The organism is Roseateles sp. (assembly GCF_019237615.1).
GTDB lineage: Bacteria > Pseudomonadota > Gammaproteobacteria > Burkholderiales > Burkholderiaceae_C > Pelomonas.
This window is the reverse complement of the sequence record NZ_JAFAGT010000033.1, coordinates 1-22037: the sequence shown is the minus strand read 5'-3', so window position 1 is coordinate 22037 and position 22037 is coordinate 1. Positions and strand designations below refer to the sequence as shown.

The window sequence follows — 22037 nt, the reverse complement described above, 5'->3', positions numbered from 1 at the left end:
CTTGCGGACCTCGAAAAATATCGCTTAGAATAGCGGGCTTAGGCGCTTTAGCTCAGTTGGTTAGAGCGATGGAATCATAATCCACAGGTCCGGGGTTCGAGTCCCTGAAGCGCCACCAAACAAAGTCCTTGTGCCTCAGGCGCCTGGAAAGAAGAGCCACCCTAGCGGTGGCTTTTTGCTTCCCGGCTGAGCGGAGTGGTCGTCATTGATCTCGTCGTAGCTCGTGGCGAGCGGCGAGCGGCGATCTTCAGGCCCAGCGCCGAGACTGGCGCGTGAATCGCTGGCTCTTCATGGTGTGGGTGTAGACGCGCGCGCCTTGGCGAGGGCCTTCAACGGCTGCCGGACATCGGCGTCGACGGTTCCCGCAAAACGGGCCGGATCCCGGCTGCTGCACACCGCGATGCTGTTGCTGTCCTCGTGCGCGCCCAGACCCACGAAGAAATTGATACGCTCGCCCATAGCTCGTCCCCTACAGCTGCGCCTGGCTCGTCCAGCCGCATGTGGCTCGGCACACTTCGGCGTGCAATCCACGGAACCGGGGACGAGCCCTTGACGCGCTCATGGAGCGGCCATCATGCCCAGCCGGACGCGATGCTGGGGCCATTCCCCCTCGAATTCGAGGCACGCCCGCAGTGCCTATCGAAGCATTTGCGAGAGCGCTCGAACTTCAACGGCTTTTCCCCAAGCGAGCAAGCAGCCGTTCGCGCGCAGCCGCCCCATCGGCATCCGCTGCCGCTTGAGGCTTCTCACTGACAGCCGCGTGGGATCCGTGCCGCTCTTCGCCAAAGCCAACAGACTTCGCGTAGTCGTGCCATGTCGTCAACTCGGTTTGAAGCCTCCATCGCTGCGCGAGCAGGCACAGGTGCTCTTCATCGAGCTGCCCCATGTCCACATCAGCGGGCGGCGGCGTGACCGTGCTGCGCTTCATCCCGGCAAGGTGCAGCCATTGCAGCAGGGCGGCCTCAGGCCGGAACATGTCGCAAAGCCGACCTGGTTGATACAGCGTCCAGCGATCTTCTTCCGTGGCAGGAAAGAAGCGCTCGGCCAAGCCGAAGAACCTGAAGACATCGCCGCCCGATGTCTTCACTTCACCCAGGTTCGGCCGTTTGCCTGCCGAGGTGGGCACCACGGCCATCACGATTGATGACGGGTTGTTCAAGAATCCGCACTCGCCGAGCACCGACTGCAGGGAGATCACGGCGCCGGTTCGGATACGAGTGGCCATCTCGGTCAGCTCGGCCGGCGGCAGGCAGCGCCGGTTCAAATACGCGCCCGACGCAACGCGTCGCAGCGCGCCGGCCTGCACCAACGAATTGGCGAGCAGCCGGGCCGTACTCGCAGACGCACCGGGGCGGTATCGCAGCACGAGGTTATGGAACTCGGCGGCGGTGAAGACCCTCAGCGCACCTGAGTCGGCAAGGCTTCCCAGCAATCTGAACTTCCAGTCGCCGACAGGTTGATCCGTTTGATCCGTCCGGCGGTCGGGTCGCTTCAGGTGGCCGGACAGCAGACCAGCGCTCATGATCCGGCCTCCGGCGATGCAGCGACAGCAGTCTGCAGCCACCCCTCAACGGCCACACCGACGTCCACGCGCATGGCGTCGAACGCCTCACTGTCGATGGCCTGGCCAACTTTGGCCGGCAGGTAGGGCACGACGTCGGTGCGGAACTGCTCGTAGCTCATCGCCTCGATCTTCGGCCACAGCTCGGCCATGATCAGCGGCAGACGCTGCTTGGCGTCAGGCATCTGCGCGAGCAGCGGACCCGGATCCTCGACCCCCGCCTCAAGCAGGACGCTCAGGTCGAACAGGTCGCGTGGCGCCATCCGCGTCGGATCGGTCAAGGCCAGGACCTTGGTCACGGCAATGTGCTGCGAGTCAAGCACCTGAACCCGCACATCGCGCCCGGTCTGGTTGAACGACTTGTCCAGGGGCACCTCGACCACATGGCCTTCGATCAATTTGGGCCTACGGGAAACTTCGACCGTCAGGTGCATCGGCGCCGTGCTGTTGGGCTGAGTGCCGGTGATCTTCCAGCGCAAGGTGGTGTCAGTCTGCTTCGGGGCGGTGACCAGCGCGTTCGCGATCAAGCCGGATGACAACGCCCGCTCGATGGAGCGCCGCACAACGCCCTGGATTCGCTCCTTGGACGCGCGCTCATCGGCGTCAAGGTCGATATCCTTGGTGTATCGCACGCTGCCATGGACAGCCCGCATGGCCATGCCCCCCCTTCAACACCAGCTCCTTGTGCATGGCGTTGCTCATCAGCTCGACGAGCAGACGGGTCTGAAGCGCTTCGCGCACCAGAGCGAGTTCCAGTTCGGCTCCCATCGCTTTGCCTCACGCTTATTTGAAGTACACATCGCCGGCCATACCGGCGAATTGTGCTTCAAATATAGAAACCATTTGCACCATCAGACAATTGAAGTACAGGACGATGACGTGGCAATTGATTGATGCTTCAAATTGACGGGCGCAAGCGCCGCGCCCCAGTTGTTACGGTCCTAGACGCAGTGGAATCAGCTCGCTGCGGGAAGGATGTGCTTGCTGCCCGCGCGAGGGCCTTGAAGCCAGGTTCCCAGTGTCGATCTGGCCGCTCACGCAACCGCGAAACCTGGCCTGCATGACAGCGGCATCAGGTCCGAGCCACCCACAGACCGAGGTCACATTTCGGGGGTGAAGCGTTTTGAACGCTCTGGCCGAGCATCATCGCTGCCGCAAGTTGCCTCCAAAGAAGCCGCGAACCTTGAGTTCTTGGTGGCCGCTCCCTGCAGCGCCACCAACAACCGGCCCCCAGTAGATCAGCGATCCACCGGGGCACTCCCTCTTCGGCACAACGCGCGCCGTCGAGCTGGGTTCAGTGCACCGTGCCCCGGCACGCCGCCAGCGTGATCCGATAGGCCGCGGCGACGCCGCGCCACTGGCGGTCGCAGGGCATCTGCTCGACGGCCTCGCTGATGCGCGCGGCCAACTCGGGCAAGGCCCGGCCCACCATGATGCGGCGGCCGAAGGGCGTGCTGTGCGGCACGGGCTGCAGCGCCAGATGATCGGCACAGCCCGACTCGGCCACCATCGCGTCGAACATCACGCGGCTCATCTGGGTGAAGTCGACGCGGCCCAGGCACACCTGGCGCAGCGAGGCCTGCGCGCTGCTGGCGTTCTCCTTGACCAGCAGGCCGGTCGCCGCCATCTCGTCCAGGCCCTCGTAGCGATAGCCGAGCACGCCGCCGAAGCGCAAGCCCTTCAGGTCCTCCAGGCGCGGCAGCCTGCCGCGCTGCGGCCCCAGGAAGATCAGCATGTTCTGGTCCTCGAACAAGGGCGGGCTCCAGAGGAACTGCTGCTGGGCCATGTCGTCGACGAACTGCGGCGCCATGAACAGCGAGAGCCCGGCGAACTGCTGCGGCGGACTCAGATGTCGCTTGAGCAGCCGCTCGCGCGGCAGCACCGAAAGCTTCAGGTGGTAGGCCCCCTGCAGCCTGCGGTTCAGGTAGTCCACCACTTCCATGTCCAGGCCACGCCCGGTGCTGGTGAAGAACGGCGGCACGCTGTAGGTGTTGAACGCATCGACCTCGATCTCGGCCGCATGGGCGCCGAGCATCGGCGCCATGACCCCATGGGCCAGCGCGAGCAGGCACCGCCAGCTTCCTACCCTCATGGTCTGCGTCGATTGTTGGCAAGGCCGCGGTCAGCGCCGCGTCGATTCACTATAGGCGGCGTCCATGCGAGGACCGCTTGCTCCAGATCAAGACAGGGGGCCCGCACTCATTCCAAGAGAGGACTGCCGAGCGCCCCGGCCAAGACGCGAAAAGCGAATGCTGGCAGAATCCCCCTCCCAATCGCCCCCCGCGCCGTCCATGGCGCCTGTTCGGGCTCAAGCCGTTGATTTTGTTGGCCGTATTCGGGGCGCAGCCGCCCGGGAGCGGCACCGGAATCCGAGCGGCCCGGGCAGGTCTCGGGCCGTTTTTCTTTGTCGCCCGGCAGCCTCCCCCGAAGTGGCTGCCTTCGCAGCCACTGGACAAATACCATGTACCGCTGTGCCCTTGCGCTGGCCCTCGCCGCCAGCAGCGTCGTCGCCCACGCGCAGACGCACCGCTTCTTCCCCGCCAGCGCGCTGCGTGGCGAGCTCGTCATCACGCAGTTCCCCGACGTGCTGCTGAATGGCAAGCCTGCCCGCCTCGCGCCGGGCAGCCGCATCAAGGGCGACACCAATCTCTGGGTGCCGCCCGCAGGCCTCACGGGCCAGAAGCTCGTCGTGCACTACACGGTCGAGAGCAGCGGCCTGGTCATGGACGTCTGGGTGCTGAACCCCGCCGAACTCGCCAACAAGCCCTGGCCCGCGACGCCGGCCGAATCGGCCACCTGGCAGTTCAACCCCGGCAACCAGACCTGGATCAAGCCATGAGCGAATCGACGACCTCCAAGAAGGTCTACATCAAGACCTTCGGCTGCCAGATGAACGAGTACGACTCGGACAAGATGGCCGATGTGCTGGAAGCAGCCAAGGGCTACACGCCCACCGACGACCCCGAGCAGGCCGACCTCATCCTGTTCAACACCTGCTCGGTACGCGAGAAGGCGCAGGAGAAGGTGTTCAGCGACCTGGGCCGCGTGAAGCACCTGAAAGCCAAGGGCGTCATGATCGGCGTGGGCGGCTGCGTTGCCAGCCAGGAAGGCGCGGCCATCATCGAGCGCGCGCCCTACGTGGACGTGGTCTTCGGCCCGCAGACGCTGCACCGCCTGCCGCAGATGCTGGAGGCGCGCCGCGAGCAGCGCCGTCCACAGGTGGACATCTCCTTCCCCGAGATCGAGAAGTTCGACCACCTGCCGCCCGCCAAGGTCGAGGGCGCGTCGGCCTTCGTGTCCATCATGGAAGGCTGCTCCAAGTACTGCTCGTACTGCGTCGTGCCCTATACCCGTGGCGAGGAGGTCTCGCGCCCCTTCGACGACGTGCTGACCGAGATCGCCGGCCTGGCCGACCAGGGCGTCATGGAGATCAATCTGCTGGGCCAGAACGTCAATGCCTACCGCGGCAGGATGGGCGACACGGCCGAGCACGCCGACCTGGCCCTGCTGCTGGAGTACGCGGCCGAGATCCCCGGCATCCAGCGCCTGCGCTTCACGACCAGTCATCCCAACGAGTTCAGCCCCCGCCTCATCGAGGCCTACGGCAAGATTCCGCAGCTCGTGAACCACCTGCACCTGCCTGTGCAGCACGGCAGCGACCGCGTGCTGATGGCCATGAAGCGCGGCTACACCGCGCTGGAGTTCAAGAGCATCGTGCGCAAACTGCGCGCCATCCGCCCGGACCTGCGCCTGGCCAGCGATTTCATCGTCGGCTTCCCCGGCGAGACCGACGAGGACCACGCCAAGCTGATGAAACTGGTCCACGACGTCGGCTTCGACGCGTCGTTCAGCTTCATCTTCAGCCCCCGCCCCGGCACGCCGGCCGCGGCCTTGGAGGACACGACGCCCTACGAGGTCAAGGTCAAGCGCCTGCAGGAGCTGCAGGCCGCCATCGAGGCGCATGCGCTGACGATCTCGCAGGGCATGGTGGGCAAGGTCGAGAAGGTGCTGGTCACCGGCAATGCCCGCAAGGACGCCTCCGAGCTGATGGGCCGCACCGAATGCAACCGCATCGTCAACTTTGCCGGCTCGCCGCGCCTGATGAACCGGCTCGTGGACGTGCGCATCACGACCGCCTTCGCGCATTCGCTGCGCGGCGAGGTCGTGACGACGGAAGAAGTCCTCAGCGCCTGAAGCTGAGCAACCACCACTGCGGCAGGGCCACGCCGAGCACCAGCAAGGCATAGCCCGCCATGCGACCGTCGCGGCCCAGCAGGGCCAGCGAGACGACCACCGCAGCACTGCCGCCCGCCGCCCCCCAGCCCCACAGCCGCCGCCACGCCACGGGCTTGGCCTCCCGCCGCCACAACCCCTTGATCGCCGCCGCCAGCAGCGCCGCCAGCCCCCAGGCCGGAGCGAACAGGTTGGCGATATGCCAGAAGGCGTCGAGCGGGCTCATGCGGAATTGATCGGTGTCAGTGGCGGAAAAGCCGCGAATCCTACAATTCACACCCATGTCGGTCTTCGCTCTCGGCCTGAACCACCACACCGCCCCGCTGGACCTGCGCGGGCGGTTTGCGTTCACGCTCGAGCAACTGGCGCCTTCGCTGACCGGCCTGCGCCAGAAGCTGCCGGGCGCGCCGGAGGCGGCCATCCTGTCGACCTGCAACCGCACCGAGGTCTATGTCGCCGCGCCGCCCGCCCAGGTGCAGCCCGCCATCGCCTGGCTGGCACAGGCCGGTGGTGTAGACAGCGGCGCGCTGCGCGAGCACGCCTATGTGATGCAGGGCAGCGCCGCCGCCCGCCATGCCTTCCGCGTCGCCAGCGGGCTGGACTCCATGGTGCTGGGCGAGCCGCAGATCCTCGGCCAGATGAAGCAGGCCGTGAAGGAGGCGGAGGCCGCCGGCGCCCTGGGCACGACGCTGCACCAGCTGTTCCAGCGCAGCTTCTCGGTCGCCAAGGAGGTGCGCAGCTCCACGGAGATCGGCGCCCATTCCATCAGCATGGCCGCCGCCGCCGTTCGCCTGGCCGGCCAGCTGTTCGAGGACCTGGCCAAGACCCGCGTGCTGTTCGTCGGTGCCGGCGAGATGATCGAGCTGACCGCGACTCACTTCGCGGCCCGCACGCCGGCCCACATGACCGTGGCCAACCGGACCCTTGAGCGCGGCGAGAAGCTGGCCACCCGCTTCGGCGCCGAGGCCTTGCGCCTGTCGGACCTGCCCGAGCGCCTGCACGAGTTCGACATCGTCGTCTCCTGCACCGCATCCAGCCTGCCGCTGATCGGCCTGGGCGCCGTCGAGCGGGCGCTGAAGAAACGCAAGCACCGCCCGATGTTCATGGTCGACCTCGCCGTGCCGCGCGACATCGAGCCCGAGGTCGCGCAGCTGGACGACGTCTACCTCTACACCGTCGACGAGCTGGCCCAGCAGGTGCAGACCGCCGGCGAGAAGCGCCAGGCCGCCGTCGAGCAGGCCGAGGCGATCGTCGAGACCGGCGTGCAGAGCTTCATGCACTGGCTGGACCAGCGCCACACGGTCCCGCTGATCCAGGCCCTGCACGCGCAGACCGACGACTGGCGCGCGGTAGAGATTGCCCGCGCGCGCAAGCAGCTGGCCAAGGGCGCGGACGTGGGCGAGGTGCTGGACGCCCTGTCCCGGGGTCTCACGCAGAAGCTGCTTCATGGCACGCTGGCCGAGCTGCACGCCTGCGACGGCGAGCAGCGCCTGCAGCTGGCGCAGACCGTCTCGCGCCTGTTCCTGCGCGGCAAACAGTCTTAGCGGCGCTCACTGCCGCCGCCCGGCGCATCGCCCGCGCCGCCCCTGACTGCCTCCTGTTACCCGCCATGAAAGACTCTCTGCGCCAGCAGTTCGACCGCCTCGCCTTCCGCCTCGCCGAGCTGGACGCCCTCCTCGCCGACGGTGGCATCGCCGCCGACATGAAGCGCTACCGCGCACTGACCAAGGAGCAATCCGAGGTCTCCGGCCTAGTGGAGCGCTACCGCCGCTACCAGCAGCACGAGGTCGACCTCGCCGCCGCGCGCGAGCTGCTGGCCGACCCGGAGATGGCCGAGATGGCGCGCGACGAGATCGCGTCCAACGAGGCCGCCTTGACCGCGCTGGACCAGGAGCTGCAGCTCGCGCTCATCCCCAAGGATCCGGATGACGAGCGCAACGCCTTCCTCGAGATCCGCGCCGGCACGGGCGGCGACGAGTCGGCGCTGTTCGCCGGCGACCTGGCGCGCATGTACCTGCGCTTCGCCGAGAGCCAGGGCTGGCGCACCGAGATCCTGTCCGAGAACGAATCCGACCTCGGCGGCTACAAGGAGCTGGTCGTGCGCGTGGAGGGCGACAACGTCTACGGCCGCCTGAAGTTCGAGAGCGGCGGCCACCGCGTGCAGCGCGTACCGGCGACCGAATCGCAGGGCCGCATCCACACCAGCGCCTGCACCGTGGCCGTGCTGCCCGAGCCCGACGAGGCCGAGGAGATCACGCTGAACCCGGCCGACCTGCGCATCGACACCTTCCGGGCCAGCGGCGCCGGCGGCCAGCACGTCAACAAGACCGACTCGGCCATCCGCGTCACCCACATCCCGACCGGGCTGGTCGCCGAATGCCAAGACGACCGCAGCCAGCACCGCAACAAGGCCAAGGCCCTGGCCGTGCTGCAGGCCCGGCTGCGCGACAAGGAGCGCATCGAGCGTGAGGCCAAGGAGGCGGCCACGCGCAAAGGGCTGGTCGGCAGCGGCGACCGCAGCGACCGCATCCGCACCTACAACTTTCCGCAGGGCCGGTTGACCGACCACCGCATCAACCTGACGCTCTACAAGCTGGGCCAGATCATGGACGGCGACCTCGACGACGTCATCAAGGGCCTGCTGGCCGCGCAGGCGGCAGAGCAGCTCGCCCAGCTTGAGGAAGGCCGCGTGTGACCGTCGATGAGGCACTTGCCCTCGCCCGGCAGCTCGGCGTGGAGCGAGGCGATGCGCAGGCGCTGATCAGCCACCTGACCGGGCGGGACCGCGCCTGGCTCATCACTCACGGCGACACCCCCGTCCCGGCTGTCGAAGCCGCGCTGCGCCGCCTGGCCGACGGCGAGCCGCTGGCCCATCTGACCGGCTGGCAGCCCTTCCACGGCCTGATGCTCAGCGTGACGCCGGCCACGCTGATCCCGCGGCCGGACACGGAGACCCTGGTCGAATGGGCGTTGGAGCTGCTCGCGGGGATGCCCGGCGAGCCGGCCGTGGTCGACCTCGGCACCGGCAGCGGCGCCATCGCGCTGGCCCTCAAGGCCGCCTGCCCCCGCGCCCGCGTCACGGCCGTCGACCTCAGCGCCGACGCACTGGCCGTCGCTCGCGGTAACGGCGAACGCCTGGGCCTGCCGGTGGACTGGCGCCACGGCAGCTGGTTCGAGCCGCTGGCCGGCCGGCGCTTCGATCTGATCGTCAGCAATCCACCCTATATCGCTGGCAACGACCCGCATCTGCCCCCATTGCGCCACGAACCCCTTGCCGCGCTGACGCCAGGCGGCGACGGGCTGGCCGACCTGTGGACGCTGATCGATGCCGCTCCGCAACATCTGGCCCCCGGCGGCTGGCTGCTGCTGGAACATGGCTGGGACCAGGCCGATGCGGTGGCGCAACAGCTGGCCGGGCGCGGCTTTGCCGAGGCCAGCCTGCGCCACGACCTCGGCGGCCGGGCGCGCGCCAGCGGCGGCCGCCTGCCGGGCTGAGGCCAGGCCTGCCGGGCCGCGACGCCCGCGGCATTTGCGTGAACTTTTGCCCCAAGTTCTTCGTGTACCCGGCGCGCCGGCCGGCGTAGTATGGAATCCCGGTGCCAATCGTTGCACCGCGCAGGAGACGATCATGGTCCGCCTTGCCCGCCGCGCTGCAGTTCTGAGCCTCGTCACCCTGGTCGCCGCCTCGGCCTGGGGCGACGGTGACGCCGATCCGCGCTGGCAGGCCCGGCTGCAGCTGAGCGCCACCGACATCGGCTCCGACGCCACGCCACGCCTGGGTGGCTCCCACATCCTCAGCGCCAACCTGCTCGGCGACTACTATTTGACCGGTTCCGGCTTCAGCGGTCTGCGCGGCGGCCTTCGAGCCACGGGCGGACTGCTGCTGGGCACGCCGTCCATGTCGCAGAGCAGCAGCGGGCTGGCCCTGGGCAGCGGCCCCATCTCCGCCGGCCGGCGCAGCCTGTCGCTGAGCGGCATGGACGCCTATGCGCTGGAGCCCAGCGCCAACCTGTCCTATGTCGGCATCGGCTATACCGGCCGCGTGCACGGCAGCGGCCTCGCCTTCAGCGCCGACTTCGGCCTGATGTCGGGTACCTACGGCGGCCTGCGCCTGGGCCGCAGCAACGCGCAGGGCTTCGAGGACGCGATGCGCGACCTGCGCTTCAAGCCCCTGCTGCAGCTGGGTCTTGCCTACAGCTACTAGGTCCGGACCGAAGGCGGCGCCCGCGCACGCCTGAAGCCGACGAAGGCCGCCGCGCATTCCAGCTTGGCGGCAGGGGCGTGCCGACTTTCGGATAATCGGGCTTTGCCTTCCCGAGAACTGCAATGAGCGACGTTCAGCAACGCATAGACGATCTGGTCAAGTCCAACCGCGTCATGCTCTTCATGAAGGGCACGGCCCAGTTCCCGATGTGCGGTTTCTCCGGCCGCGCCATCCAGATCCTGAAGGCGGCCGGCGCCACCGACATCAAGACCTTCAACGTGCTGGAGGACGAGGGCGTGCGCCAGGGCATCAAGGACTACGCCAACTGGCCCACCATCCCCCAGCTCTACATCGGCGGCGAGTTCGTCGGCGGCTCGGACATCATGATGGAGATGTACGAGTCGGGTGAGCTGCAACAGGCGCTGGCCACCGCGTGACACGCCTGGTCGTCGGCCTGACCGGCGCAACCGGCGCGGCCTATGCGCTGCAGCTGCTGCGCCGCGCGCGCGCGCTGGGCGTCGAGACCCACCTCATCGCCACGCCCGCCGGCGTGCTGAACGCACACCACGAGCTGGGCCTGGATCGCTCGTCACTGGAAGCCGAGGCCGACCATGCCTATGCGCCCGGCGACATCGGCGCCTGCATCGCCAGTGGCAGCTTCGCGACGGCGGCCATGGTGGTGGCGCCCTGCTCGATGAAGTCGCTGGCCGCGATCGCGCATGGCCTGGGCGACAACCTGCTGACCCGAGCCGCCGACGTGACGCTGAAGGAGCGCCGCCGGCTCATCCTGATGGTGCGCGAGACACCGCTGAACCTCGCCCACCTGCGCAACATGGTCGCGGTGACGGAGATGGGCGGCATCTGCTTCCCGCCGCTGCCGGCCTTCTACCATCACCCCCAGAGCATCGACGAGATGGTGGGCGAGACCGTCGAACGCGTGCTGGAGCTGGCGGGCATCGCACAGGCACATCCGCGAGCGTGGACGGGGTTGTAGAACGCAGGGCATGCCAGCCAGTGACGTTGCGCTGATCCCCCGCTTCCCGGCGAGTTGCCCCTGATCCGCGGCTACCTCGAGCAACTGGCCCGGCACGAAGGGGTGGCACGGGCCCGGGCGAGCGACGAATTCCTGCGGCATACGCTGTTCGGCGCGACGCCCATGGCCGTGGCGCACTTGGTGCATGTGCGCCGGACGGCGGGCGAGGGGCCAGGCGATGTCTGCGGCCTGACCGTCCATTCATGGAAGTGGGGGGCCTTCAGCGGCGCGATGGACATGTACCTCCATGTGCTCTTCGTCGACTCCGCGTTTCGCGGGCAGGGCGTCGGCCGGGCGGTCGTGCATCGGCTGCTCGACATTGCAGGCGCCCATGGCGCCTCCCGCCTGGAGCTGCTGACCACGGCGGGCAACGCTTCGGCTTCGGCCTTCTACGACCGGCTCGGCCTGGCAACGGCCTCGCACATGGTGGTCCGACGCAAGTCCTGCACTACGGGCAAGTGACGCCCGTGATGGCGCTCCGCACGGCTCGTCTGCTGCTGCGCCCGCTGACGCCGGCCGACGCAGACTGCGTCCACCGGCTGATGAACAACGAGGCTTGGCTGACTCATATCGGCGATCGCGGCATTCGCACGCGCCGGGACGCCATCCGCCATCTCGAGGACGGCCCCTGGACACGCGACGACCAGCAGGGCTTCGGCTTCTACGCCGTCGAGCGTCACGGCGTGCCGGAGCCGATGGGCATCTGCGGACTGGCCCGGCGCCCTCACCTGGATGCGCCAGACCTCGGCTTCGCGTTCCTGCCCGGGTACCGGGGAACCGGATATGCCGTCGAGGCGGCCGGCGCCGCGCTCGACTTCGCGGCCTCGCTCGGCCTGCCGCGCATCATCGGCACGACGCCTCCCGGCGCGTCCAGCAACAGGTGAGGATGACTGCGGCATCCAGCCGCATTTCGCCGTCGAGCGGGCAGCCCCTCCTGCTCCATGCCACGGTCAGCGGCACCGCGGACGACGGGGCGACGGGCTCGCCGCTCCCGCCTCACCGTGATCGAAGCTGACCTGCAGCACCCTTCGCTCAGGGCTTCTGCACCACCAGGCCGCGCCGCTCCAGCAGCGGCTTGATGTCGGGCTCGTGGCCCACGAGGTTGCGGAACAGCTGCATCGCGTCCTCGCTGCCGCCGCGCGACAGCATCTTGGCGCGCAGCTGGTCGCCGTTGGCGCGCTTGAGGCCGCCCTCGGCCTTCAGCCATTCCACCGTGTCGGCGTCCAGCACCTCGCTCCAGATGTAGGCGTAGTAGCCGGCCGAGTAGCCGCCCATGATGTGGCTGAAGTACGGGAGCTTGTAGCGCGGCGGCACGGGGCCGAAGTCGACGCCCTCCTCCTTCAACACCTTGGCCTCGAAGTCAACGATGCCGTCGGCCGTCGGGATCTCGCCCGCCTTGAGCTGGTGCAGGCGCTGGTCGACGATGGCGGCGGACAGGTAGGACAGCGTCGTGTAGCCCTGGTTGAAGCGCTTGGCGCGCGAGACCTTGTCGAGCAGTTCGCGCGGCATGGCCTCGCCGGTCTTGTAGTGGCGGGCGTAGCTGGCCAGCACGCTGGGCCAGTCGGCCCAGACTTCGTTGACCTGCGAGGGGTACTCGACGAAGTCGCGCGGCACGCGGGACAGGCCCGGGTAGCGGCTCTTGTTGAACATGCCGTGCAGTGCATGGCCGAACTCGTGGAACATCGTGTTGACCTCGTCCCAGGTCAGCAGCGTCGGCTCGCCGGGCGGCGGCTTGGGGATGTTGAGGTGGTTGGCGACGACCGGCTGCGTCCCCTCCAGTGCGTTCTGGCCGACGTAGGCGTTCATCCACGCACCGCCGCGCTTGCTCGGACGGGCGTAGAGGTCGGCGATGAAGATGGCGAGTTGCTTGCCGTTGGTGTCGAAGACGTCGTAGACGCGCACGTCGTCGCGGTAGACCGGCAGGTCCATGCGGCGCTTGAAAGTGATGCCGTAGAGCTGCTGGGCCGCGAAGAACACGCCGCGCTCCAGCACGCTGCCGATCTCCAGATAGGGCTTGAGCTGGCTGGCGTCGAAGCCGTACTTGGCGGCGCGCAGCTTCTCGGCGTAGTAGCTCCAGTCCCAGGCCTGCAGCGCGAAGCTGGGCTGGTTCTTGGCGGCCTGCTCGCCGTCGATGAGCTTCTGCAGCTCCGCCGCCTCCTGGCGGGCCGAAGCCGCGGCGGCAGGTGCGAGCTGGCGCAGCAGCGCGTTGACGGTCTCGGGCGTCTTGGCGGTCTCCTCCTCCAGCACATAGGCTGCGGGCGTCGCGTAGCCCAGCAGCGCCGCGCGCTCCTGGCGCAGCGTCATCACGCGGGACACGATGGCACGCGTGTCGAATTCATTGCCGCGTGCGCCGCGCGCCACCGAGGCGCGATGCAGGCGCTCGCGCAGCGCACGGTTCTGCAGGTCGGTCTCGAAGGGCTGGATGGTGGTGTTCAGCAGCGCGATCAGGTATTTGCCTTCCAGCCCGCGCTTCCTGGCCGCATCGGCGGCGGCGGCGATCTGCGCCGCGCTCAGGCCGGCCAGCTCCTCGGCGCTGTCGACGACGATGGCCGAGTCGTTGACCTCGGCCAGCACCTGCTTGTTGAAGCGTGCCGTCAGCGTCGCCAACTCGGCGTTGATGGCCCTCATGCGCGTCTTCTGCTCATCGCTCAGCTGCGCACCGGCACGCAGCATGTCGCGGCGGTAGCGCTCGATGAGGCGCTTGGCCTCGGCATTGGGTGCGGCGGTGTCGCGCTGGGCGTACAGCGCCTCGACGCGGGCGAACAGCTTGGGGTTGAGCAGCACGGCGTCGCGCTGGGCGGCAAGCTTGGCGGCGTAGTCGGTCTGCAGTTGCTGGCGGGCCGGGTTGGCATCGGCGCCCAGCAGGCTGAACAGCAGCGTCGTCGCACGGTTCAACAGCCGGCCGCTCCGCTCCCAGGCGACGATGGTGTTGTCGAACGTGGGCGCGGCGGGGTTGTCGGCGATGGCCTGGATCTCGGCGAGCTGCTCGGCCATGCCCTTGTCCAGCGCCGGGCCGAAGTGCTCGTCGCGCAGCTTGTCGAACTGCGGGTACTGCAGCGGCAGCGGGCTGACGCCCAGCAGCGGGTTGTCGCCGGGCTGTGCCTGGGCGAGGCCGGCGGCAAGCAGGGCGGAAAGTATCAAAGGCGCGAATCGGCGGGTGACGGACATGGGAGCTGTCTTGTGGACGAAAGCGTCTAGCCTACCTCGCCCGCGGCCCGCTGCCGAAAGCAACTCGGGGGCTCTCAGGCCTCGCCAGGCAGCAGCCACTGGCGCCGCGCGCCGAAGACCGCGCTCGGATACTCCGGTCGGCCGCGGCTGCCGTTGTAGCGGCCAAGCGCCAGCGAAAGGTTGCCGCGCTCGACGTCCAGGTAGTGACGCAGGATCACGCAGCCGAAGCGCAGATTGGTCTGCATGTGGAACAGCCGTGACGCGTCGCCGTCGCCGATGGCGCGCGTCCAGAACGGCATCACCTGCATATAGCCACGCGCACCGGCGACGCTGATCGCGTATTTGCGGAAGCCGCTCTCCACCTGGATGAGGCCCAGCACCAGGCTGGGCTCCAGACCCGCACGCTTGGACTCGTACCAGACCGCCTCAAGGAACTCGATGCGGATCTGTGTCTCGGTCTTGCGCTTCTTCAGGCGCTCGCTCATCGCGCCCAGCCAGCGCAGATAGGCCATGCGCGCCTCGACCTGATCGGACTCGAAGCGCGGGCGAGGCGGGGCGCTCTGCGCGATGGCGGCGCCCAGCGCCGAGCGGATCGAGTCCGCCAGCGGTTCCTCGACCTGGGCCCCCGCCCGCGCCGCCAGCGGCGCCCCGAGCAGGCTCAGCAGCAGAAGCCGGCGCTTCAAAGCTTGAGCAGGCCTTTCAGGTGTCCCACCACGTCGCCGACGGCCAGCTTGGTCGCGGCCTCGTCGCGGCGGCCCTGGTATTCGACCTGGCCTTCCTTCAACCCGCGGTCGCCCAGCACCACACGGTGCGGCACGCCGATCAGCTCCCAGTCCGCGAACATCGCGCCGGGGCGCTCGCCGCGGTCGTCCAGCAGCACGTCCACGCCCAGCGCCTTCAGCTCCTCGTAGAGCTGGTGGGCGGCGGCCTTGACCTCGTCGCTGCGATCCATGCCGATGGGGCAGATGACCACGGTGAAGGGCGCAATCGCATCCGGCCAGATGATGCCGCGCGCGTCGCTGTTCTGCTCGATGGCGGCGCCCAGGATGCGGGTCACGCCGATGCCGTAGCAGCCCATCTCCATCAACGCGGGCTTGCCGTTCTCGTCCAGGAAGGTGGCGTTCATCGCGGCTGAATACTTGGTGCCGAGATAGAACACATGGCCCACCTCGATACCACGCTGGATGGCCAGAATGCCCTTGCCGTCGGGCGAGGGGTCGCCGGCGACGACGTCGCGGATGTCGGCGACGACATCGGGCTCGGGCAGGTCGCGGCCCCAGTTCACGCCGGTCAGGTGGAAGTCCGGCTCGTTGGCGCCACAGACGAAATCGGCCATGTTGGCCACGGTGCGGTCGGCGACGATCCTGACGCCCTTGGCGCCGATGGGCCCCAGATAGCCGGGCTTGCAGCCGAAGTGGGTCTCGATCTCGCCGACGGTCGCGAAGCGGAAGCCGCCCTTGAGGCCCTCGACCTTGCCGGCCTTGACCTCGTTCAGGTCATGGTCGCCGCGCACCAGCAGCAGCCAGACCTGGGTCTTGGCGACGTTGCCGTCCTTGTCCAGCTCGTCGGTGGCCAGCACCAGCGACTTGACCGTCTGCGCCAGCGGCAGCTTCAGCAGCTCGGCGACGTCTGCGCAGGTGCTCTTGCCCGGCGTGGGTGTCTTCGTCAGCGCCTGCGTCGCCGCGCCGCGCGTGGCGGTCAGCGCGACGGCCTCGGCCAGCTCGATGTTGGCCGCGTAGTCGCTGGTGGGGCAGTAGACGATGGCGTCTTCGCCGGTGTCGGCGATGACCTGGAACTCGTGCGAGCGGTCGCCGCCAATGGCGCCGGTGTCGGCCGCGACGGCGCGGTACTGCAGGCCGAAGCGGTCGAAGATCTTGCAGTACGCCGCGTACATGTTGTCGTAGCTGCGGCCCGCGGCCTCGACGTCGCGGTCGAAGGAGTAGGCGTCCTTCATCGTGAACTCACGGCCGCGCATCAGGCCGAAGCGGGGCCGGCGCTCGTCGCGGAACTTGGTCTGGATGTGATAGAAGTTCTTCGGCAGCTGGCGGTAGCTGCGCAGCTCCTGACGGGCGATGTCGGTGATGACCTCCTCGCTGGTGGGCTGCACGACGAAATCGCGGCCATGGCGGTCCTTCAGGCGCAGCAGCTCCGGGCCCATCTTGTCGAAGCGGCCGGTTTCCTGCCACAGCTCGGCGGGCTGGATGACGGGCATCAGGCACTCGACGGCACCGGCCGCGTCCATCTCCTCGCGGATGATCTTCTCGACCTTGCGGATGACCCGCAAACCCATGGGCATGTAGTTGTAAATACCCGCACCCAGGCGCTTGATCATGCCGGCGCGCATCATCAGCTTATGACTCACGACCTCCGCATCGGCGGGTGCTTCCTTGAGGGTGGAGATGAAAAACTGTGAGGCTTTCATGGGCGGCTGGAATGCGAAGGCCGGGTGAAAACCCGGCCGGAGTCACGACAAAACAGGGAGAAATCTTCGGGTTAGCGAGGGCGCCAACGCCATCGTGGCCCGATGCAATAATCGAACCAACTAGAGATTTGAGGTTGATTATGCTCGACCGTGAAGGCTTCCGCCCCAACGTCGGCATCATCCTGCTCAACCAGCGCAACGAGGTGTTCTGGGGCAAACGCATCCGGACGCACTCATGGCAGTTCCCGCAAGGGGGCATCAAGCACGGTGAAACGCCTGAGCAGGCGATGTTCCGAGAGCTCCACGAAGAGGTGGGGCTCATACCAGAGCATGTGCGCATCATCGCGAGGACCCGCGACTGGCTGCGCTACGAGGTGCCCGAGCACTTCATCCGGCGCGACGCGCGCGGCCATTACCGGGGCCAGAAGCAGATCTGGTTCCTGCTGCAACTGGTCGGGCGTGACTGCGACATGAACCTGCGCGCCACCGACCACCCCGAGTTCGACGCCTGGCGCTGGAACGAGTACTGGGTGCCGCTCGATGCCGTCATCGAGTTCAAGCGCGGCGTCTACGAGATGGCGTTGACGGAGTTGGCACGCTACCTGCCGCGCATCAACCACCACAACCGCTATCTGCGCGCCGGCATGCGGCCGGCGCACCGCGAGCGCAACAGCGGGCCCATGCCGCTGGAGACGACGGACGGGGAGCCGCCGAGCTGAGCGCCGCCGCGGCCTGGCGCTCCTAGCGGAGCACCAGGTTGTCGCGATGGATGAGTTCGGGCTCGGCCGCATAGCCGAGCAGCGCCTCGAACTCGCTCGACGGCTTGCGCGCGATCAGCCGCGACTCGGCACCCGAGTAGTTGGCCAGGCCGCGCGCCAGTTCGGTGCCGTCCGGCGCCATCACGGCGATGACGTCGCCGCGATGGAAATCGCCCTGAACCTCGGTGACGCCGATGGGCAGCAGGCTCTTGCCCTCGCCACGCAGCTTGGTGACGGCGCCCGCATCGATCTTGACTGCCCCGCGCATCTGCAGGTGGTCGACCATCCACTGCTTGCGTGCCGCCAGCTTGGGCGTCGCCGCGTGCAAGGCGGTGCCGATCGCCTCGCCGGCCACCAGGCGCAGCAGCACGTCGGGCTCGCGCCCCCAGGCGATGATGGTGCCGGCACCGCTGCCCGCCGCGCGCTTGGCGGCGAGGATCTTCGTGATCATGCCGCCGCGGCCGAGGCTGGAGCCCGCGCCGCCCGCCATGCGCTCCAGCTCCGCGTCGCCGGCCTGGGCGTTGTCTATGAAGCGGGCGTTCGGGTCCTTGCGCGGGTCCGCCGAGTACAGGCCACGCTGGTCGGTCAGGATGACGAGGGCGTCAGCCTCGACAAGGTTGGCCACCAGCGCGCCCAGCGTGTCGTTGTCGCCGAACTTGATCTCGTCGTTGACGACGGTGTCGTTCTCGTTGATGACCGGCAGCACGCGGTGGGCCATCAGCGTCAGCAGCGTCGAGCGCGCATTCAGATAGCGCTCGCGGTCGGCCAGGTCGGCGTGGGTCAGCAGCACCTGGGCGCTGTGCAGGCCATGGGCGCTGAGCTGGCTTTCGTACATCTGCGCCAGCCCCATCTGGCCGACGGCCGCCGCGGCCTGCAGCTCGTGCAGCTCCTTGGGGCGCGACGTCCAGCCCAGGCGCTTCATGCCCTCGGCGATGGCGCCGCTGGACACCATGACCAGCTCGCGCCCCTCGGCGGCCAGCGCCGCCAGCTGGCGGCTCCAGTTCGCGATCGCCTCGGCGTCAACGCCCCTGCCCTCGTTGGTGACGAGGCTGGAGCCGACCTTGACGACGATGCGGCGCGCGCTGGACAGCAGACTCATTCGGCGGGGGACTCGAAGCGGATGTCCCGCTCCTCGAGCACACGCTGCTCGGCGGCGACATGGTCGTAGATGGCGTGGATCAGCGGCTGGCAGCCCTCGCGGGTCAGCGCCGAGATCTCGAAGACCGGCCCCTTCCAGCGATAGCGCTTGACGAAGTCCTTCACGCGCGCGGCGCGCTCTTCCTCGGGGATCATGTCCAGCTTGTTCAGCACCAGCCAGCGCGGCTTGGCGTGCAGCTCCGGGTCGTACTTCTTCAGCTCGGCGACGATGGCCTTGGCCTCCTTGACCGGATCGACCTCGGGGTCGAAGGGCGCCAGGTCGACGACGTGCAGCAGCAGCCGCGTGCGCTGCAGGTGGCGCAGGAACTGGTGTCCGAGGCCGGCACCCTCGGCCGCACCCTCGATGAGGCCGGGGATGTCGGCGACGACGAAGCTCTTCTCCGGCGCGACGCGCACGACGCCCAGGTTGGGATGCAGCGTCGTGAACGGGTAGTCCGCGATCTTGGGCTTGGCGTTGGAGACGGCCGTGATCAGCGTGGACTTGCCGGCATTGGGCTGGCCCAGCAGCCCCACGTCGGCCAGCACGCGCAGCTCCAGCCGCACCTTCTTGATCTCGCCGGGCCAGCCGGGCGTCTTCTGGCGCGGGGCTCGGTTGGTCGAGGTCTTGAAGTGCAGGTTGCCGAAGCCGCCGTCACCGCCCTTGCAGATCAGGATGCGCTGGCCCGGCTCCAGCAGTTCGCCGACGACGGACTCGGTCTCGAGGTCGGTGATGATGGTGCCGACGGGCATGCGCAGCACGATGTCGTCGGCCGCCGCGCCGAAGCAGTCCGAGCCACGGCCGGCCTCGCCGTTGCGCGCTTCGTGACGACGTGCGTAGCGGTAGTCGATCAGCGTGTTGAGGTTGCGGTCGGCCTCGGCCCAGACGCTGCCGCCCTTGCCGCCGTCGCCGCCGTCGGGCCCGCCGAAGGGGATGAATTTCTCGCGGCGAAAGCTCGCGCAGCCGGCGCCACCGTTACCGGCGGCGACATCGATGGTGGCTTCGTCAACGAATTTCATGGCGGGCTGCCATCGTAATGGCTGGGGTTGGGCCCGGCGCACCGTCGTGCGGCGCGCCAGACTTCAGAAATGACAAAGCCCCGGGTGGGCCGGGGCTTGGATGTCAGGCGATTTGCTCGCCTGCAACGGCTGGCTTAGGCGGCCAGCGGCGTGACGACGACCGTCGAACGGTTGTTCGCACCCTTGACGGTGAAGCTGACGTGGCCATCGACCAGCGCGAACAGCGTGTGGTCCTTGCCGATGCCAACGTTCACACCGGGGTGGAACTTGGTGCCGCGCTGGCGCACGATGATGGAACCTGCGGAGATCAGTTCGCCGCCGTAAGCCTTGACGCCCAGCATCTTGGGCTTGGAGTCGCGGCCGTTCCGTGTGGAACCGCCGCCTTTTTTCTGTGCCATGAGTTAGCTCCTAGAAATTAGCGAGAAGAGGGGATCAGCCGTTGACCGCGCTGATTTCCAGCTCGGTGTAGTTCTGGCGATGGCCTTGGCTCTTCTTGTAGTGCTTGCGACGGCGCATCTTGAAGATGCGAACCTTGTCGTGCTTGCCGTGGCTGACGACCTTGGCGCTGACGGTAGCGCCAGCGACCAGCGGAGCGCCGACCGTCAGGCCGTCGCCGCTGCCAACTGCCAGCACCTGGTCGAGGGTGACCTCGGCGCCAACTTCCGCGTCGAGCAACTCGACCTTGATCTTTTCGCCAGCAGCAACCTTGTACTGCTTGCCGCCGGTTTTGATGACCGCGTACATGTTCTTCCTTTCGCACCTGGAGGTGCATCCACCCGGCTCCAGCGGCCCGGCGTCCGGTTTGCACCTCGCGCCGCCGCCCTCGTCGGGCCTTTTTGTCGATTTGATCTCTCTGCCGCGCATGCGCCAAAGGCGCACGAACTGCAAAGAGCCCGCGAGTATACCCTGATGTTCTGCGAACAGGCAATGCCCGCCGCCACGAACCCGCCGCAAGCCTCGCGACAACCGCCGACGCCCGCCTTGCCCCGGGAGGGGTGGATGCCCTTCCTATAATCCCGCGATTCCTAGCTTGAGAGTCCAGAGTGCGCGTCGAGATTGCCTCGCCCCCATCCCAAGTTGCCGAGGCCCTCTCCCTGCTGGCCGCCGAAATGGCGCAGGTGGACGCCGTCATCGCCCAGCGCCTCAGCTCAGATGTGGCGCTGATCGACCAGATCGCCCACTACATCGTCCACGCGGGCGGCAAGCGCATGCGGCCCAAGCTCGTGCTGCTGTTCGCGAATGCACTGGGCTTCGACCATGCCGCGCGCTTCGAGCTGGCGGCCGTCGTCGAATTCATCCACACGGCCACGCTGCTGCATGACGACGTCGTCGACGAGTCGTCGCTGCGCCGCGGCAAGCCGACCGCGAATGCGCTGTTCGGCAACGCGGCCAGCGTGCTGGTCGGCGACTTCCTCTATTCGCGCGCCTTCCAGATGATGGTGTCGGTCGACCGCATGCGCGTGCTGGAGGTGCTGGCCGAGGCGACCAACGTCATCGCCGAGGGCGAGGTCCTGCAGCTGATGAACATGCATGACCCGGACATCACCGTGGAGAGCTATCTGCGCGTGATCCGCTTCAAGACCGCAAAGCTCTTCGAGGCCAGCGCCCGGCTCGGCGCCGTACTGGCAAACGCCACGCCCGAGGTCGAGGAGGCCTGCGCCGCCTACGGCCGCGCACTGGGAACGGCGTTCCAGCTCATCGACGACGTGCTCGACTACGAGGGCGACGCCCACGAACTCGGCAAGAACATCGGCGACGACCTGCGCGAGGGCAAGACGACCCTGCCCCTGCTGATCGCGATGGAGCGCGGCACGCCCGAGCAGCGCGCGCTGCTGCGCCATGCCATCGAAGAGGGCGAGCAGGAAAAGCTGCAGGAGATCGTCGCCATCGTGCGCTCCACCGGCGCCCTGGAATCGACGCGCGAAGCGGCGCGCACCGAGGCCCGGCATGCAGCCGACTGCCTCAAGCTGCTACCTTCCAACAAGTGGACAGAATCTCTGCTAGAATTCGCAATTCAGTCGGTTGAGCGGCATTCCTGAAGCCACTCAGCAAAACGACATCGGGGTGTAGCTTAGCCTGGTAGAGCGCTACGTTCGGGACGTAGAGGCCGGAGGTTCGAATCCTCTCACCCCGACCAGGATTTTCCTTCTAGATCAAGCATTGACGCTGAGCGACTCTAAACAGGCATTGATGACTGTTTAGAACAAATTCAAGATCTGGTTGTCCCAAAGATGTCCCAAGACCTTCGCGGTGCTTGGGACATTTTTTTGCCTGCGCGCGCCTACTTCCGGGCTGCAGCGCATAACCCGGGACCAAGCATCCAGGCGGGATGTCTCGCATGGACGAACTGGACACCAAGCGAATACGAAGGGACTTCCCACCTTCTGGCCCACGGCGTCGAAGCGCCAAGATTGATGGTGCGAAACGTCAATCTGCAAGCCTGTGAAAGGGGAAGCCCATGAACGAGATTACCCGAGTCGGGGTCGATCTGGCCAAGCGCGTGA

The 22037-nt window shown here is 67.6% G+C and carries 25 protein-coding genes and 2 tRNA genes; 15 read left to right on the top strand and 12 right to left on the bottom strand.

Annotated elements, in window-relative coordinates; translation table 11 throughout:
* The first annotated feature begins 41 nt into the window (after positions 1–41).
* A tRNA-Met gene (locus JOY88_RS05950) sits at positions 42–118 on the top strand.
* 170 nt (positions 119–288) lie between these two features.
* Here the strand turns inward: JOY88_RS05950 and JOY88_RS05945 are convergent.
* The 3 genes from JOY88_RS05945 to JOY88_RS05935 all read right to left on the bottom strand — a co-directional run bounded on the left by JOY88_RS05945 (position 289) and on the right by JOY88_RS05935 (position 2193).
* Positions 289–459, bottom strand: a complete 171-nt coding sequence (locus JOY88_RS05945; RefSeq protein ID WP_293501180.1) for a hypothetical protein — start codon at positions 457–459, stop codon at positions 289–291.
* A 208-nt stretch (positions 460–667) separates the two neighbouring features.
* A complete protein-coding gene (locus JOY88_RS05940) occupies positions 668–1522 on the bottom strand; it encodes a hypothetical protein (protein ID WP_293501179.1) in 855 nt (284 codons plus the stop codon).
* The gene (locus JOY88_RS05935) at positions 1519–2193 is read right to left on the bottom strand and encodes a nucleotidyl transferase AbiEii/AbiGii toxin family protein (RefSeq protein WP_293501178.1); all 675 of its coding nucleotides are present in this window, start codon (positions 2191–2193) and stop codon (positions 1519–1521) included. The genes JOY88_RS05940 and JOY88_RS05935 overlap by 4 nt, the downstream gene beginning before the upstream one ends.
* Positions 2194–2212: 19 nt before the next feature.
* Between JOY88_RS05935 and JOY88_RS05930 the strand changes: the two genes are divergently transcribed.
* Positions 2213–2455 (top strand): hypothetical protein, encoded by a 243-nt coding sequence (locus JOY88_RS05930; RefSeq protein WP_293501177.1) that lies wholly within the window; start codon positions 2213–2215, stop codon positions 2453–2455.
* A gap of 400 nt (positions 2456–2855) precedes the next feature.
* Here JOY88_RS05930 and JOY88_RS05925 read toward each other — a convergent pair whose 3' ends face one another.
* Positions 2856–3605, bottom strand: a complete 750-nt coding sequence (locus JOY88_RS05925; RefSeq protein WP_293501176.1) for a substrate-binding periplasmic protein — start codon at positions 3603–3605, stop codon at positions 2856–2858.
* Positions 3606–4022: 417 nt separating this feature from the next.
* On the opposite strand from JOY88_RS05925, the gene JOY88_RS05920 reads away from it, so the two are divergent.
* Entirely contained in the window at positions 4023–4400 is a 378-nt protein-coding gene (locus JOY88_RS05920; RefSeq protein WP_293501175.1) for a hypothetical protein, read from the top strand.
* Positions 4397–5755 carry a tRNA (N6-isopentenyl adenosine(37)-C2)-methylthiotransferase MiaB gene (gene miaB, locus JOY88_RS05915; RefSeq protein WP_293501174.1) on the top strand — a complete coding sequence of 453 codons (1359 nt, stop codon included), beginning with the start codon at positions 4397–4399 and terminating at the stop codon, positions 5753–5755. Before JOY88_RS05920 ends, miaB begins: the two co-directional genes overlap by 4 nt.
* Here miaB and JOY88_RS05910 read toward each other — a convergent pair.
* A complete protein-coding gene (locus JOY88_RS05910) occupies positions 5745–6020 on the bottom strand; it encodes a hypothetical protein (RefSeq protein WP_293501173.1) in 276 nt (91 codons plus the stop codon). The two genes, miaB and JOY88_RS05910, sit on opposite strands and share 11 nt — an antisense overlap.
* A 55-nt stretch (positions 6021–6075) precedes the next feature.
* Here JOY88_RS05910 and hemA point away from each other — a divergent pair, with 55 nt between their 5' ends.
* The 8 genes from hemA to JOY88_RS05870 all read left to right on the top strand — a co-directional run bounded on the left by hemA (position 6076) and on the right by JOY88_RS05870 (position 11915).
* Complete coding sequence (gene hemA / locus JOY88_RS05905) at positions 6076–7338, top strand: glutamyl-tRNA reductase (RefSeq protein ID WP_293501172.1); 1263 nt, start codon at positions 6076–6078, stop codon at positions 7336–7338.
* A gap of 65 nt (positions 7339–7403) precedes the next feature.
* Positions 7404–8489 carry a peptide chain release factor 1 gene (gene prfA / locus JOY88_RS05900; RefSeq protein ID WP_293501171.1) on the top strand — a complete coding sequence of 362 codons (1086 nt, stop codon included), beginning with the start codon at positions 7404–7406 and terminating at the stop codon, positions 8487–8489.
* The gene (prmC, locus tag JOY88_RS05895) at positions 8486–9289 is read left to right on the top strand and encodes a peptide chain release factor N(5)-glutamine methyltransferase (RefSeq protein ID WP_293501170.1); all 804 of its coding nucleotides are present in this window, start codon (positions 8486–8488) and stop codon (positions 9287–9289) included. The genes prfA and prmC overlap by 4 nt, the downstream gene beginning before the upstream one ends.
* A gap of 133 nt (positions 9290–9422) precedes the next feature.
* Complete coding sequence (locus JOY88_RS05890; protein WP_293501169.1) at positions 9423–9998, top strand: hypothetical protein; 576 nt, start codon at positions 9423–9425, stop codon at positions 9996–9998.
* Between the two features lie 122 nt (positions 9999–10120).
* Positions 10121–10435, top strand: coding sequence for a Grx4 family monothiol glutaredoxin (grxD, locus tag JOY88_RS05885; protein ID WP_293501167.1), 315 nt, complete (start codon positions 10121–10123; stop codon positions 10433–10435).
* Entirely contained in the window at positions 10432–10992 is a 561-nt protein-coding gene (locus JOY88_RS05880) for a UbiX family flavin prenyltransferase (RefSeq protein ID WP_293501166.1), read from the top strand. Before grxD ends, JOY88_RS05880 begins: the two co-directional genes overlap by 4 nt.
* 54 nt (positions 10993–11046) lie before the next feature.
* The gene (locus JOY88_RS05875; RefSeq protein WP_293501165.1) at positions 11047–11493 is read left to right on the top strand and encodes a GNAT family N-acetyltransferase; all 447 of its coding nucleotides are present in this window, start codon (positions 11047–11049) and stop codon (positions 11491–11493) included.
* 8 nt (positions 11494–11501) lie between these two features.
* Positions 11502–11915, top strand: a complete 414-nt coding sequence (locus JOY88_RS05870; protein ID WP_293501163.1) for a GNAT family N-acetyltransferase — start codon at positions 11502–11504, stop codon at positions 11913–11915.
* Positions 11916–12063: 148 nt separating this feature from the next.
* On the opposite strand, the gene JOY88_RS05865 is transcribed toward JOY88_RS05870, so the two are convergent.
* The 3 genes from JOY88_RS05865 to JOY88_RS05855 all read right to left on the bottom strand — a co-directional run bounded on the left by JOY88_RS05865 (position 12064) and on the right by JOY88_RS05855 (position 16621).
* Positions 12064–14199: a M3 family metallopeptidase gene (locus JOY88_RS05865; RefSeq protein WP_293501162.1), complete on the bottom strand. Its 2136-nt coding sequence runs from the start codon at positions 14197–14199 to the stop codon at positions 12064–12066.
* Between the two features lie 74 nt (positions 14200–14273).
* Positions 14274–14882: a lytic transglycosylase domain-containing protein gene (locus JOY88_RS05860; RefSeq protein ID WP_293501161.1), complete on the bottom strand. Its 609-nt coding sequence runs from the start codon at positions 14880–14882 to the stop codon at positions 14274–14276.
* Complete coding sequence (locus tag JOY88_RS05855) at positions 14879–16621, bottom strand: proline--tRNA ligase (RefSeq protein WP_293501160.1); 1743 nt, start codon at positions 16619–16621, stop codon at positions 14879–14881. The genes JOY88_RS05860 and JOY88_RS05855 overlap by 4 nt, the downstream gene beginning before the upstream one ends.
* 140 nt (positions 16622–16761) lie before the next feature.
* On the opposite strand from JOY88_RS05855, the gene JOY88_RS05850 reads away from it, so the two are divergent.
* Positions 16762–17340 (top strand): RNA pyrophosphohydrolase, encoded by a 579-nt coding sequence (locus JOY88_RS05850; RefSeq protein WP_293501159.1) that lies wholly within the window; start codon positions 16762–16764, stop codon positions 17338–17340.
* A 22-nt stretch (positions 17341–17362) separates the two neighbouring features.
* Here JOY88_RS05850 and proB read toward each other — a convergent pair whose 3' ends face one another.
* From proB to rplU, 4 genes are all read right to left on the bottom strand, one after another.
* Positions 17363–18478 carry a glutamate 5-kinase gene (proB, locus tag JOY88_RS05845; protein WP_293501158.1) on the bottom strand — a complete coding sequence of 372 codons (1116 nt, stop codon included), beginning with the start codon at positions 18476–18478 and terminating at the stop codon, positions 17363–17365.
* Entirely contained in the window at positions 18475–19533 is a 1059-nt protein-coding gene (gene obgE / locus JOY88_RS05840; RefSeq protein ID WP_293501157.1) for an Obg family GTPase CgtA, read from the bottom strand. The genes proB and obgE overlap by 4 nt, the downstream gene beginning before the upstream one ends.
* Before the next feature lie 134 nt (positions 19534–19667).
* Complete coding sequence (rpmA, locus tag JOY88_RS05835) at positions 19668–19931, bottom strand: 50S ribosomal protein L27 (protein WP_119043685.1); 264 nt, start codon at positions 19929–19931, stop codon at positions 19668–19670.
* A gap of 34 nt (positions 19932–19965) precedes the next feature.
* Positions 19966–20277, bottom strand: a complete 312-nt coding sequence (rplU, locus tag JOY88_RS05830) for a 50S ribosomal protein L21 (protein WP_025564359.1) — start codon at positions 20275–20277, stop codon at positions 19966–19968.
* 365 nt (positions 20278–20642) lie between these two features.
* Here rplU and ispB point away from each other — a divergent pair, with 365 nt between their 5' ends.
* Both ispB and JOY88_RS05820 read left to right on the top strand, forming a co-directional pair.
* Positions 20643–21572, top strand: a complete 930-nt coding sequence (gene ispB, locus JOY88_RS05825) for an octaprenyl diphosphate synthase (RefSeq protein WP_524539189.1) — start codon at positions 20643–20645, stop codon at positions 21570–21572.
* Positions 21573–21593: 21 nt separating this feature from the next.
* Positions 21594–21670: transfer RNA gene (locus JOY88_RS05820), tRNA-Pro, on the top strand.
* The last annotated feature ends 367 nt before the right edge of the window (positions 21671–22037 follow it).

Bases quoted from the DNA above. Each gene is read 5' to 3' on its own strand.
- miaB (WP_293501174.1), top strand. From the start codon at position 4,397: ATGAGCGAATCGACGACCTCCAAGAAGGTCTACATCAAGACCTTCGGC.
- JOY88_RS05930 (WP_293501177.1), top strand. From the start codon at position 2,213: ATGGCCATGCCCCCCCTTCAACACCAGCTCCTTGTGCATGGCGTTGCT.
- grxD (WP_293501167.1), top strand. From the start codon at position 10,121: ATGAGCGACGTTCAGCAACGCATAGACGATCTGGTCAAGTCCAACCGC.
- JOY88_RS05940 (WP_293501179.1), bottom strand. From the start codon at position 1,522: ATGAGCGCTGGTCTGCTGTCCGGCCACCTGAAGCGACCCGACCGCCGG.
- JOY88_RS05945 (WP_293501180.1), bottom strand. From the start codon at position 459: ATGGGCGAGCGTATCAATTTCTTCGTGGGTCTGGGCGCGCACGAGGAC.
- JOY88_RS05910 (WP_293501173.1), bottom strand. From the start codon at position 6,020: ATGAGCCCGCTCGACGCCTTCTGGCATATCGCCAACCTGTTCGCTCCG.
- ispB (WP_524539189.1), top strand. From the start codon at position 20,643: ATGGCGCAGGTGGACGCCGTCATCGCCCAGCGCCTCAGCTCAGATGTG.
- proB (WP_293501158.1), bottom strand. From the start codon at position 18,478: ATGAGTCTGCTGTCCAGCGCGCGCCGCATCGTCGTCAAGGTCGGCTCC.
- JOY88_RS05865 (WP_293501162.1), bottom strand. From the start codon at position 14,199: ATGTCCGTCACCCGCCGATTCGCGCCTTTGATACTTTCCGCCCTGCTT.
- JOY88_RS05855 (WP_293501160.1), bottom strand. From the start codon at position 16,621: ATGAAAGCCTCACAGTTTTTCATCTCCACCCTCAAGGAAGCACCCGCC.
- hemA (WP_293501172.1), top strand. From the start codon at position 6,076: ATGTCGGTCTTCGCTCTCGGCCTGAACCACCACACCGCCCCGCTGGAC.
- rplU (WP_025564359.1), bottom strand. From the start codon at position 20,277: ATGTACGCGGTCATCAAAACCGGCGGCAAGCAGTACAAGGTTGCTGCT.
- obgE (WP_293501157.1), bottom strand. From the start codon at position 19,533: ATGAAATTCGTTGACGAAGCCACCATCGATGTCGCCGCCGGTAACGGT.
- JOY88_RS05920 (WP_293501175.1), top strand. From the start codon at position 4,023: ATGTACCGCTGTGCCCTTGCGCTGGCCCTCGCCGCCAGCAGCGTCGTC.
- JOY88_RS05890 (WP_293501169.1), top strand. From the start codon at position 9,423: ATGGTCCGCCTTGCCCGCCGCGCTGCAGTTCTGAGCCTCGTCACCCTG.
- JOY88_RS05925 (WP_293501176.1), bottom strand. From the start codon at position 3,605: ATGGCGCCGATGCTCGGCGCCCATGCGGCCGAGATCGAGGTCGATGCG.
- prfA (WP_293501171.1), top strand. From the start codon at position 7,404: ATGAAAGACTCTCTGCGCCAGCAGTTCGACCGCCTCGCCTTCCGCCTC.
- rpmA (WP_119043685.1), bottom strand. From the start codon at position 19,931: ATGGCACAGAAAAAAGGCGGCGGTTCCACACGGAACGGCCGCGACTCC.
- JOY88_RS05850 (WP_293501159.1), top strand. From the start codon at position 16,762: ATGCTCGACCGTGAAGGCTTCCGCCCCAACGTCGGCATCATCCTGCTC.
- JOY88_RS05870 (WP_293501163.1), top strand. From the start codon at position 11,502: ATGGCGCTCCGCACGGCTCGTCTGCTGCTGCGCCCGCTGACGCCGGCC.